Source organism: Rhodocista pekingensis (genome assembly GCF_042665545.1).
GTDB classification, from domain to species: Bacteria; Pseudomonadota; Alphaproteobacteria; order Azospirillales; family Azospirillaceae; genus Rhodocista; species Rhodocista pekingensis.
Genome location: NZ_JBHTCM010000021.1, coordinates 1 through 10,777, shown reverse-complemented (window position 1 = coordinate 10,777; position 10,777 = coordinate 1). Strand labels below are relative to the sequence as shown.

At 66.8% G+C, this 10,777-nt stretch carries 12 protein-coding genes; 10 read left to right on the top strand and 2 right to left on the bottom strand.

Translation table 11 applies throughout. The features are described 5' to 3' along the window. Positions 1-292: 292 nt before the first annotated feature. Positions 293-1,543, bottom strand: coding sequence for a type II toxin-antitoxin system HipA family toxin (locus ACFQPS_RS16910; RefSeq protein ID WP_377360392.1), 1,251 nt, complete (start codon positions 1,541-1,543; stop codon positions 293-295). Then, positions 1,540-1,782 carry a helix-turn-helix transcriptional regulator gene (locus ACFQPS_RS16905; RefSeq protein WP_377360391.1) on the bottom strand — a complete coding sequence of 81 codons (243 nt, stop codon included), beginning with the start codon at positions 1,780-1,782 and terminating at the stop codon, positions 1,540-1,542. Before ACFQPS_RS16905 ends, ACFQPS_RS16910 begins: the two co-directional genes overlap by 4 nt. Positions 1,783-2,084: 302 nt before the next feature. On the opposite strand from ACFQPS_RS16905, the gene trbB reads away from it, so the two are divergent. Genes trbB through ACFQPS_RS16855 form a run of 10 tightly spaced genes read left to right on the top strand, consistent with a single transcriptional unit; the run spans position 2,085 to position 10,737 of the window. Beyond that, positions 2,085-3,074, top strand: coding sequence for a P-type conjugative transfer ATPase TrbB (gene trbB / locus ACFQPS_RS16900; RefSeq protein WP_465269622.1), 990 nt, complete (start codon positions 2,085-2,087; stop codon positions 3,072-3,074). Next, entirely contained in the window at positions 3,071-3,403 is a 333-nt protein-coding gene (locus ACFQPS_RS16895; RefSeq protein ID WP_377360390.1) for a TrbC/VirB2 family type IV secretion system protein, read from the top strand. Before trbB ends, ACFQPS_RS16895 begins: the two co-directional genes overlap by 4 nt. Next, positions 3,403-3,684 (top strand): VirB3 family type IV secretion system protein, encoded by a 282-nt coding sequence (locus ACFQPS_RS16890; RefSeq protein WP_377360389.1) that lies wholly within the window; start codon positions 3,403-3,405, stop codon positions 3,682-3,684. The genes ACFQPS_RS16895 and ACFQPS_RS16890 overlap by 1 nt, the downstream gene beginning before the upstream one ends. Positions 3,685-3,693: 9 nt before the next feature. Further along, entirely contained in the window at positions 3,694-6,132 is a 2,439-nt protein-coding gene (trbE, locus tag ACFQPS_RS16885; RefSeq protein ID WP_377360388.1) for a conjugal transfer protein TrbE, read from the top strand. Further along, on the top strand, positions 6,129-6,890 hold the full coding sequence (gene trbJ / locus ACFQPS_RS16880; RefSeq protein ID WP_377360387.1) for a P-type conjugative transfer protein TrbJ: 762 nt from the start codon (positions 6,129-6,131) through the stop codon (positions 6,888-6,890). The genes trbE and trbJ overlap by 4 nt, the downstream gene beginning before the upstream one ends. Before the next feature lie 10 nt (positions 6,891-6,900). Then, positions 6,901-7,182, top strand: a complete 282-nt coding sequence (gene trbK-alt, locus ACFQPS_RS16875) for a putative entry exclusion protein TrbK-alt (RefSeq protein ID WP_377360386.1) — start codon at positions 6,901-6,903, stop codon at positions 7,180-7,182. 3 nt (positions 7,183-7,185) lie between these two features. Beyond that, the gene (gene trbL / locus ACFQPS_RS16870) at positions 7,186-8,535 is read left to right on the top strand and encodes a P-type conjugative transfer protein TrbL (RefSeq protein ID WP_377360385.1); all 1,350 of its coding nucleotides are present in this window, start codon (positions 7,186-7,188) and stop codon (positions 8,533-8,535) included. Next, positions 8,532-9,221 carry a conjugal transfer protein TrbF gene (gene trbF, locus ACFQPS_RS16865; protein WP_377360384.1) on the top strand — a complete coding sequence of 230 codons (690 nt, stop codon included), beginning with the start codon at positions 8,532-8,534 and terminating at the stop codon, positions 9,219-9,221. Before trbL ends, trbF begins: the two co-directional genes overlap by 4 nt. Beyond that, complete coding sequence (gene trbG / locus ACFQPS_RS16860) at positions 9,218-10,198, top strand: P-type conjugative transfer protein TrbG (RefSeq protein ID WP_377360383.1); 981 nt, start codon at positions 9,218-9,220, stop codon at positions 10,196-10,198. The genes trbF and trbG overlap by 4 nt, the downstream gene beginning before the upstream one ends. Next, entirely contained in the window at positions 10,195-10,737 is a 543-nt protein-coding gene (locus tag ACFQPS_RS16855) for a TraB/TrbI/VirB10 family type IV secretion system protein (protein WP_377360382.1), read from the top strand. The genes trbG and ACFQPS_RS16855 overlap by 4 nt, the downstream gene beginning before the upstream one ends. Positions 10,738-10,777: the final 40 nt, after the last annotated feature.

Sequence of the window (10,777 nt, the reverse complement as noted above, 5' to 3'; positions counted from 1 at the left end):
GAATGCGCAAACTTCTTCACCGCAGCAGGCTATGAGCCAGAGTGAGCGGAAAACGCTCTAGGGTGCGCTTCATCGAGATGCCGAGGCTCAACGACCTCTTCGAGCGCACCAGCGCGGCCTCGAACGCGTCGACCTAGTCTATCACCGACCTGGCCCATCTCACGAAGGATGGAGCCGTGATGCATCGCCTCGCCGCTATGGCGAAACCAACCTCGCTTCGCGAGTAGGCCGAGCGCCTGCTGCTGATCGTCGACGACGGTTTCACTTTCAAGCATCTCACCGACCAATGTATCTACGCGCCCGCCAGCCGGCGAGCGCGCTCACGGATCATATCGGCAAACTGCTCAATAGCCGTTCTGTCCAGCCCTGGGCGCGAAAGCTCCGACGCAACGGTGGTTGCTTTTTCAACGACGCCTCTGCTGATCTCCGCGATCCGTCTTCTTGTCAGTGGCAGGCCCAGGCCCGCGTCCGATGCGAACACTGTCCAGCCGGCGTCGTCCAATTCGGCAAGTGTCGCCCGCTTCCCGATCTTCATGGCGAATTTCGGCGAGAGATCGGGATAGGCAACGGTCGCAAGCAAATCATACAGCGGGGCAAGGCGTGGGCCTTCGGCGTCATAGAGGATCGAGAAATTCTTGCCGTGGGCGTCGGCGTTCCCGGCGATCACATTGAAGATCACGGCATCGAGGAGCTTCAGCACATCGACCGCGGGCCTTGCGGCGACGCGGCGGAGCAGCGCGAAGCAGTCCTTGAAGGTCGGGCCGCCCTCGCTGGCATACTTGGTCTCCGGCGGCACGCCGAGCGCCTGGCAAAAATCCTCCTGATGGATCCGGCGCACCTGTCCATTGTCGTCAATGGCGCGGTCATAGCGCTGGACCAGCAGAAATGTTCGATCCTTGACGGTGCGCGCTTCCACCGGCGCGACATCGAGGCCGATGGCGGCGGCAAGACGCATCACGAAGGCCTCGTTCTCGGTCGTGGCCGCGAACCGCGATATCGGAGGTTTCAGAATATGCGTCGTCGGCTGACCCGGCGCAGGCAAGGCCACCGCGCCATCCACCAGAACCACCGGAACCTTCGATTGCGCGCCGGCGAGCGAGAGACGCAGGCCTTCCTCGCCTGCGAGCAGTGGACGGACGGGCAGCGCGTCCAGCACCCGGATCAAGCCCGCATCGTCAAGCCGGGTTGGCCGTTGATCGGGGGCAAGAGGGGCCGGACCTTCGCCGGGCGGCAGAAGCTGGAGCGCGCCCGCCACATCCCCGCCGAGGCGATCAAGAAGGGCGAAATCATTGGCGCGCGACACGCCAAGTGCCTGAGCCGCGGCATCGCGCTGGCTTTCCTCCGGCAGAAGACCGCCGAAAAACGGGCGGCACTCGCGGCGGGTGAACGGCTCCGCCCGCTTGGGCAGCGAGGCGGACAAGGGCTGCGCCTCCTCATCGTCAAGCCAAGCCGGCGCATAGGCGAAGCCGAGTTCACCATGCCGGTCCTGCGTCAGCTGGCCCACCAGGCGCCCGTCCCACCAGATATCGAGGGTGCGCGTCATGCCTTGCGCGCTCTTTTGGTTTCGGGCGGCGGTGTAATATCGAGCGAGCATCCGAGCGCCGCCAGGACCTGAAGCGTCTTGCCGATTTGCGCGGTCGGCTTGCCCGCCTCGAGATCGACGATGAAGCGCAGGCCGACGCCAGCGGCGCCCGCAAGCTCGTCCTGCCGCAGGCCAGCGGCCTTGCGGGTTGTCCGAACAATGTCGCCGATCTCGGCAGTGGTGAGGTTGCGTCTGGCCATGATATTTACCGAACGGGAAAGTATCATGGATTGCTGAAGAATGTCTATAAGAATTTCCCGCTCGGGAAATCCTACGTCTCGAGGTGGCTCCCGGACCCGAAATATTCCCGCTCGGGAAAACAGCCTGATCGAAAGCCTAAGACGCTGCCATGGCTCGATGCCGGTCCGCCGATCACCTGTCTTTCTTCGCCACAGTACGATGACCCCTTGAGCGTTGTTGCAACGCCCCAATTCCTGCCTTTCTTACTCATCCCCGATCCAGGGCCGCGCGTCGCGCGGGCCCGCAAGCGAACGGGGACGACGTGGCGGTCAACCATCAGCAATCGGAAGCAGCCTCCCGCGGCGCACGCATGTTGCGCACCGCGCTGGGGCCTGCGGTCGCCCGATTCCTGGAAGACCCCGCGATCGTCGAGGTCATGCTCAACCCCGATGGGCGGCTCTGGATCGACCGACTCTCTGACGGCCTGTCCGATACGGGAGAGCGACTTTCGGCAGCCGATGGCGAACGTATCGTCCGCCTCGTCGCCCATCATGTCGGCGCCGAGGTGCATGACCGTCGCCCGCGCGTCTCGGCCGAGCTCCCCGAAACCGGAGAGCGCTTCGAAGGCCTTCTGCCGCCAGTCGTAACGGCGCCAGTCTTCGCGATCCGCAAGCCTGCCGTCGCCGTCTTCACGCTCGACGACTATGTCGCCGCCGGCATCATGACGGCCGACCAGGCCGTCATCCTCCGGCAGGCGGTCGCAGCGCGCGCCAACATCCTCGTCGCCGGGGGAACCAGCACCGGCAAGACCACCCTGACCAACGCCCTGCTGGCCGAGGTCGCGAAGACGACCGACCGTGTCATCGTCATCGAAGACACCCGCGAGCTACAATGCCGGGCGCAGAACATCGTCGCCATGCGCACCAAGGACGGCGTCGCGACGCTGTCCGATCTGGTGCGCTCCTCGCTTCGGCTGCGGCCGGATCGGATCCCGATCGGTGAAGTGCGTGGGTCTGAGGCGCTCGATCTCCTGAAGGCCTGGGGCACCGGCCATCCCGGCGGGATCGGCACGATCCACGCGGGCACTGCGCTCGGCGCGCTGCGGCGCCTCGAGCAGCTCATCCAGGAAGCTGTCGTCACCGTCCCCCGGGCGCTCATCGCCGAGACCATCGATCTGGTGGCAGTGCTCTCCGGCCGCGGCGCGGCGCGGCGTCTTGCCGAACTCGCCCGCGTCGAAGGGCTCGGGACGGACACCGACTACCGCCTTTCCCCCGCAACCCAGCCACCCGACCCAAAAGGAGAACCCGCATGATCCGACATATCGCGCGCGGCCATCAGCGCCTCGCGACCGCCGCCACGGCGTTGACCCTGAGCTTTCTTCTGGCGCCCGCCGCCCACGCATCGGGCTCCTCTATGCCCTGGGAAGCGCCGCTGCAGTCTATCCTCCAGTCGATCGAGGGACCGGTCGCCAAGATCATCGCGGTCATCATCATCATCGTCACCGGCCTGACGCTGGCGTTCGGCGACACGAGCGGAGGATTTCGGCGCCTCATCCAGATCGTCTTCGGCCTGTCGATCGCCTTCGCGGCCTCCAGCTTCTTCCTGTCGTTCTTCTCGTTCGGCGACGGGGCGCTCGTCTGATGGCGGCCCTCCTGCATCATCCCGATGAGGTCGCGGGCTTCTCGGTTCCGGTCCACCGCGCGCTGACCGAGCATATCCTGCTGGGCGGCGCACCACGCAGCATCGCCATCATGAACGGCACGCTCGCCGGCGCTGTCGGTCTCGGCTTGCGGCTATGGCTGGTCGGTCTCCTCATCTGGGCGATCGGCCATTTCGCCGCCGTCTGGGCAGCAAAGCGCGATCCGCTCTTTGTCGAAGTAGGCCGCCGGCATCTGCGCATTCCGGGCCATCTCACGGTCTGAGGCGTGGCCATGATGAACCTCGCCGAATACCGCCGTACCGCGACCCGTCTCGCTGATTTCCTGCCATGGGCGGCGCTGGTCGGCGAAGGCGTCGTGCTCAACAAGGATGGCAGCTTCCAGCGCACCGCGCGCTTTCGTGGTCCCGATCTCGACTCAGCTGTGGCCGCCGAACTGGTGGCCGTCGCCAGCCGCCTCAACAACGCCTTCCGGCGTCTGGGCTCGGGCTGGGCTATCTTCGTCGAGGCGCAGCGTCACGAAGCCGCCTCCTATCCGACAAGCCGCTTCGCGGACGCCGCCTCCGCCCTCGTCGATGCGGAGCGCAAGGCTGACTTCGAGGAAGCGGGCGCGCATTACGAGTCGAGCTACTTCCTGACTTTCCTGTATCTCCCGCCCGCCGAGGACGCCGCGCGGGCGGAGACCTGGCTCTACGAGGGTCGCCAACAGTCCGGCGTCGATCCCCATGAAGCCCTCGCGGCCTTCATTGACCGCACCAACCGCGTCCTCCATCTCGTCGATGGCTTCATGCCGGAATGCTGTTGGCTCGATGACGCCGAGACCCTGACCTACCTGCACGCGACCGTCTCCACGAGGCGCCACCGCGTCCGCGTGCCCGAAACGCCGGTCTACCTCGATGCACTTCTCGCCGATGAGCCGCTGACCGGCGGCCTCGAGCCGCAGCTCGGCGCCGCCCACCTGCGCGTGCTGACGATCAACGGCTTTCCGACCGCGACGACCCCAGGGATTCTCGACGATCTCAACCGGCTCGCCTTTCCCTATCGCTGGTCCACGCGGGCGATCCTGCTCGACAAGACGGACGCCACGAAACTGCTGACGCGCATCCGGCGGCAGTGGTTCGCAAAGCGCAAGTCCATCGCCGCGATCCTAAAGGAGGTGATGACCAACGAGGCATCCGCGCTCGTCGATACGGACGCTGCGAACAAGGCCGCCGATGCCGACATGGCCTTGCAGGAGCTTGGCGCCGACTACGCCGGTCAGGCCTATGTGACCGCCAGCGTCACCGTCTGGGATGCCGATCCGCGCACCGCCGACGAGAAGCTGCGCCTCGTGGAAAAGGTGATCCAGGGCCGCGACTTCACCGCTATTCCTGAGACCATCAACGCGGTCGATGCCTGGCTCGGGTCGCTGCCCGGCCACGTCTACGCCAACGTGCGGCAGCCACCGATCTCCACCCTGAACCTCGCCCACATGATTCCGCTCTCGGCGGTCTGGGCCGGGCCGGAACGGGACGAGCATTTCGGTGCGCCGCCACTGTTTTACGGCAAGACGGAGGGCAGCACGCCATTTCGCTTTTCGCTGCATGTCGGCGACGTCGGCCACACGCTGGTGGTCGGACCGACAGGCGCGGGCAAGTCTGTGCTGCTCGCGCTTATCGCGCTTCAGTTCCGGCGCTATCCGGACGCCCAAGTCTTCGCCTTCGACTTCGGCGGCTCCATCCGCGCAGCCGCGCTCGCGATGGGAGGCGATTGGCACGACCTCGGTGGTAGCCTGACGGACGGCGCCGCGACGTCGGTCTCCCTCCAGCCACTCGCACGCGTTCACGAAACCCATGAGCGTGCCTGGGCAGCCGACTGGGTCGCGGCAATCCTTGCTCGCGAGGGCGTCACGATCACGCCGGAGGTGAAGGAACATCTCTGGACCGCGCTGACCTCGCTGGCGTCCGCGCCGATCCCAGAGCGCACGCTGACGGGCCTCGCCGTCCTCCTCCAGTCGAACGATCTCAAGCAGGCGCTGCGACCCTATTGCGTGGGCGGTGCCTATGGACGGCTGCTGGATGCCGAAGGCGAGCAGCTGGGGGAAGCCGCTGTCCAGGCCTTTGAAACCGAGGGGCTTATCGGCGGCGGCGCCGCGCCGGCGGTTCTCGCCTATCTCTTCCATCGGATCGGCGACCGTCTGGATGGACGGCCCACGCTCCTGATTGTCGACGAAGGCTGGCTCGCGCTCGACGACGAGGGCTTCGCGGCGCAACTCCGCGAATGGCTGAAGACGCTGCGCAAGAAGAACGCCTCCGTCGTCTTCGCCACGCAGTCGTTGGCCGACATCGATGGGAGCGCGATTGCTCCGGCCATCATCGAAAGCTGCCAGACGCGCCTGTTGCTGCCGAACGAACGCGCGATCGAGCCGCAGATCACCGCGATCTACCGGCGCTTCGGCTTGAACGACCGTCAGATCGAGATCCTCAGCCGGGCTACGCCAAAGCGCGACTATTACTGCCAGTCGCGGCGCGGCAACCGCCTGTTCGAGCTGGGGCTCTCCGAGGTCGCCCTCGCGCTTTGCGCGGCATCCTCGAAAACCGATCAGGCCGCGATCGAGGCGATCCTCGCCGAGCATGGCCGCGACGGCTTCCTGCCCGCCTGGCTGCGCGCCCGCGATGTCGGATGGGCTGCCGATCTCATCCCCGACCTCACCAACCTGGAGCCCAAGCCATGATTATCCGACGCTCTCACGCGGCGCTGTTCGCCGCAACCATCCTGTCGTTGCCCGTCGCCTTCTCGCCCGTGTTCGTCACCCCGGCGGCGGCGCAGTGGGTCGTCTATGATCCGACCAACTACGTCCAAAATGTCCTATCGGCCGCGCGGGCGCTCGAGCAGATCAACAACCAGATCCAGAGCCTCCAGAACGAAGCGCAGATGCTGATCAACCAGGCCCGCAATCTCGCGAGCCTGCCCTATTCCTCCCTTCAGCAGCTCCAGCAATCGGTGCAGCGCACGCAAGCGCTGCTGGGTCAGGCACAGCGCATCGCCTTCGACGTGCAGCAGATCGATCAGGCCTTCCAGAGCCAGTACGGCAACATCTCGCTGTCGACTTCGGATCAGCGGCTCGTCTCCGATGCCCGATCGCGCTGGCAGAACACGGTCGGCGGCCTTCAGGACGCGCTGCGCGTGCAAGCCGGTGTCGTCGGCAACATCGACACCAACCGCGCCGAGATGGCGGCTCTGATCGGGCAGAGCCAGGGTGCGACCGGCGCGCTTCAGGCAACCCAGGCTGGCAACCAGTTGCTCGCCTTGCAGGCGCAACAACTCGCAGACCTGGTCGCCGTGGTCGCTGCAAACGGCCGGGCGCAGGCGCTTGTCGATGCCGAGCGCGCCGCAGCCGCCGAACAAGGCCGTGAACAGCGCCGCCGGTTCCTGACGCCCGGCTCCGGCTATCAGCCCGGCAACGCCCGGATGTTCCCGAACGGCAACTGAGGGCAGCGGGATGGACAGCAAAACGCTGGCTCGGGTGAGCGCAATCATCTTCGTCTCCGTCGCTATCACGGCAACGGCAATTGAAATGACCCGGAAGGAGGAAAACCCAGCGGTTCGGCCGACGCCCGTGCTTGAGGAGGCGCCGGACCCGTTGCGCGAGGGCCAGCGCCGCTGCCAGCAGATGGGGGAAGCCGCGGCCAGGGACAGCGAGTGTCTGCGCATCTGGGCCGAAACCCGCGACCGCTTCCTTGGCACCCGCACCGCGCCGCGACGCGCCGACGAAGGGCGTTGAACCATGGGCGGCAGCGGCGTCATCGACAATTTCCTCGGGGTCTTCACCTCCTACATCGACAGCGGGTTCGGTCTGCTCGGCGGCGAGGTAGCGTTCATCGCGACGACGCTGATCGTCATCGACGTCACGCTGGCCGCCCTGTTCTGGAGCTGGGGCGCGGACGACGACATCATCGCGCGTCTGGTGAAGAAGACGCTGTTTGTGGGCGTCTTCGCCTACATCATCGGCAACTGGAACAACCTCGCGCGGATCGTCTTCGAAAGCTTCGCCGGCCTCGGACTGCAGGCGTCTGGCACGGGGTTTTCCATCCAGGACCTGATGCGTCCGGGCCGGGTTGCGCAGACGGGCCTCGATGCCGCGAGGCCGCTGCTCGAATCCATCTCAAACCTGATGGGCTGGATCGCCTTCTTCGAAAACTTCATCCAGATCGCCTGCTTGCTCTTCGCCTGGGCGCTGGTGCTGCTCGCCTTCTTCATCCTCGCCATCCAGCTCTTCATCACGCTGATCGAGTTCAAGCTGACCACGTTGGCTGGCTTCGTCCTGATCCCGTTCGGCCTGTTCGGAAAGACCGCCTTCATGGCCGAACGCGTGCTGGGCAATGTCATCTCGTCTGGGATCAAGGTGCTGGTGCTCGCCGTCATCATCGGCATCGGCTCGACTCTGTTCAGCCAGTTCACGGCAGGCTTCGGCGGCCAGCCACCGACGATCGACGACGCAATGGCTGTCGTATTGGCGGCGCTGTCGCTTCTCGGTCTCGGCATCTTCGGTCCGGGTATCGCCAACGGCATCGTGTCCGGCGGCCCGCAACTTGGCGCAGGCTCCGCCATCGGCACCGGCCTCGTCGCGGGCGGCGCAGCCATGGCTGCCGGCGGCGCGGCCGGGCTTGCCCTGCGCGGTGGCGCCAGCGCCATTTCCGGCGGCGCCGCCGCCGTGCGCGGTGGAGCCAGCGCGGCGGGAGCCGCCTCCGCCGCCTACAGTCTCGGTTCCCTCGGCCAGTCGGGCGCCGCCGGCGTCGCGTCGGGCCTCGGTGGCGTCGCACGAGCGGCCGGCGGCGCGGCAGCCTCTCCGCTGCGCCGGGCCGCGCAAAGCGTTCGCTCGAGCTTCACCGACGGCGTCAAAAGCGGCTTCGGCGCCACCGGCGGCTCCTCGAGCATGGGAACGGTCGCGAATGATGCCGGTTCGGCCGCACCGGCAGCCACAGGCTCGGCCGCCAGCCCGCCGGCGTGGGCGCAGCGCATGCGGCGTGGGCAGACCATGAGCCACGGCGTCACGCTCGCGGCACACGCGATCCGATCGGGCGACAGCCATGGCGGCGGCTCTTCCATCAATCTCTCCGGAGGCGACCGCACATGAGCTTCTTCAAGCGACCCGCAACCCACTATGGCAAGACGCCTGAGCCCGAGACGCCGTATCAGCGCGCCGCGCAGATCTGGGACGATCGGATCGGCTCGGCGCGTGTCCAGGCCCGAAACTGGCGGCTCATGGCCTTCGGCTGCCTGATCCTCTCCGCCGGCTTCGCCGCTGCGCTGGTCTGGCAGTCGGCGCGAGGGACCATCGTCCCGTGGGTGGTCCAGGTCGACAATCTCGGCCAGGCGCAGGCGGTCGCGCCAGCGCAGGCCGACTACCGCCCGACCGATCCGCAGGTGGCCTGGCATCTGGCGCGGTTTATCGAGCAGGTCCGCTCGATCCCGGCCGACGCCATCGTCGTGCGGCAGAATTGGCTGCGCGCCTACGAGTTCACGACCGATCGCGGCGCGGCGGCCCTCAACGACTTCGCCCGCGCCAACGATCCGTTCACCCGCGTCGGGAAGCAGCAGGTGTCGGTCGAAGTGTCGAGCGTGATCCGCGCGTCGCCTGACAGCTTCCGCGTTGCCTGGACCGAACGCCAGTACGAGAACGGCCAGCTCTCCACGACACAGCGCTGGACGGCCATCCTGACCATCGTGATCCAACCCCCGCGCGACGCAGAGCGGCTGCGGACCAATCCGCTTGGGATCTACGTCAACGCCATCAACTGGTCGCGGGAGATGGGGCAATGAGAAATCATCTCCGCCGATCCGCGAGCCGTGGTTTCCGCCTATCAGGCTCTGCGCTTTTGCTGATCTCCGGATTGGCGCTGGCCGGCTGCGCGACCAACCGGCCGCCACAGATCAGCTATGACGCCGATGTGCCGCCGCTTCCCCCTGTGCCGGCTGCCGTCACGGAGGCGCCACCAAGGCCGCTTCACACACCGCCCGCCTGGACACCCGCGCGCGGTGGCGCTGCCGCAGGGACGCCGGCGGGCCGCGTGGAAAATGCCAATGCCGCCGCGCGCGTCGAGCCTCGACGCGAGGGCTACTACAATTCGATCCAGATCTATCCCTGGAGCGAGGGCGCGCTCTATCAAATCTATGCCGCTCCCGGGCAGATCACCAACATCGCGCTGGAACCCGGCGAAAGCCTGACCGGCGCCGGCCCGATCGCTGCGGGCGACACGGCGCGCTGGATCATTGGCGACACTGAGAGCGGCTCCGGCATCACGCGCCGCGTCCATGTTCTCGTAAAGCCGACACGACCGGACATCACGACCAATCTGGTCATCACCACCGACCGTCGCATCTACATGATCGAGCTGCGCTCGGGCGAACGCCCCTATATGCCGGCCGTCGCTTGGGCCTATCCGCAGCCGCCCGCCTCGCAGAGACAGGCAGTGCCCGCCACGCCAGTGATCCCGGCCGTTGCGGCACGGAACTATCGCTACGGCCTCACGGGCGACACGCCGCCGTGGCGGCCGATCTCGGTCTACGACGACGGGCGCCGCGTCTATGTCGAGTTCCCGCGTGGGATCGTTCAGGGCGAGATGCCGCCGCTCTTCGTCATCGGCGCAGATGGCGAACCGCAGATCGCCAACAGCCGGATCCACCAGAACATCCTGATCGTCGACCGCTTGTTCGGCGCCGCCGAGCTGCGTCTCGGCAGTGGCGAGCGCCAGCAGACGGTCCGGATCGTGCGCACCGATGGGAGGCCCGCGTCATGAGCGAGCGCGACGCGCCCAACGAAGCCAACGCACCGCTGGTCGGCACACAGCCCGGCGACGCCGCTGCGCCAATGCGGCTGCGCGCCGAACCGCCCCGGGTCACCCGACTGTCGCGAAAGGTGTTGGGCGGTATCAGTCTCGTCGCCGCCCTTGGGGTCGGTGGCGCGCTCATCTATGCGCTTCAGACGCGCAGTATCGGCCCTGGCAGTGAGGAGCTTTACTCCACGCAGAACCGGCGAACCGCGGACGGGCTCGCCGGCCTGCCGCGCGACTATACCGGTCCGGTGCTTGGGCCTCCGCTGCCCGGGGATCTGGGACGCCCCATCCTCGATGCGCAGAATCGTGGCCAGCCCGTCACGCCGCCGATGGCGGCCGCGCCCACCGTCGATTCGGTCGAGCAGCGCAGGCGCGCGGAAGAAGAAGCTGCCCGAACGAGCCGCGTCTTCTTCCAGACGGAGGCGCGCGTCGCAGCTCCGATTGCGACAGCTGGCGGACCAGGCAGCCCGAGCCTCTCTGGGCTAGAGCATTTCCGTCCTTGAGGGAATCGCGGGGGATTCCCATGCGTGGGTAACTGTGATT

Excerpts from the sequence above, each read along its gene's own strand:
- ACFQPS_RS16910 (WP_377360392.1), bottom strand. The coding sequence starts at position 1,543 with ATGACGCGCACCCTCGATATCTGGTGGGACGGGCGCCTGGTGGGCCAG.
- ACFQPS_RS16905 (WP_377360391.1), bottom strand. The coding sequence starts at position 1,782 with ATGGCCAGACGCAACCTCACCACTGCCGAGATCGGCGACATTGTTCGG.
- ACFQPS_RS16895 (WP_377360390.1), top strand. The coding sequence starts at position 3,071 with ATGATCCGACATATCGCGCGCGGCCATCAGCGCCTCGCGACCGCCGCC.
- ACFQPS_RS16890 (WP_377360389.1), top strand. The coding sequence starts at position 3,403 with ATGGCGGCCCTCCTGCATCATCCCGATGAGGTCGCGGGCTTCTCGGTT.
- trbE (WP_377360388.1), top strand. The coding sequence starts at position 3,694 with ATGATGAACCTCGCCGAATACCGCCGTACCGCGACCCGTCTCGCTGAT.
- trbJ (WP_377360387.1), top strand. The coding sequence starts at position 6,129 with ATGATTATCCGACGCTCTCACGCGGCGCTGTTCGCCGCAACCATCCTG.
- trbK-alt (WP_377360386.1), top strand. The coding sequence starts at position 6,901 with ATGGACAGCAAAACGCTGGCTCGGGTGAGCGCAATCATCTTCGTCTCC.
- trbL (WP_377360385.1), top strand. The coding sequence starts at position 7,186 with ATGGGCGGCAGCGGCGTCATCGACAATTTCCTCGGGGTCTTCACCTCC.
- trbF (WP_377360384.1), top strand. The coding sequence starts at position 8,532 with ATGAGCTTCTTCAAGCGACCCGCAACCCACTATGGCAAGACGCCTGAG.
- trbG (WP_377360383.1), top strand. The coding sequence starts at position 9,218 with ATGAGAAATCATCTCCGCCGATCCGCGAGCCGTGGTTTCCGCCTATCA.
- ACFQPS_RS16855 (WP_377360382.1), top strand. The coding sequence starts at position 10,195 with ATGAGCGAGCGCGACGCGCCCAACGAAGCCAACGCACCGCTGGTCGGC.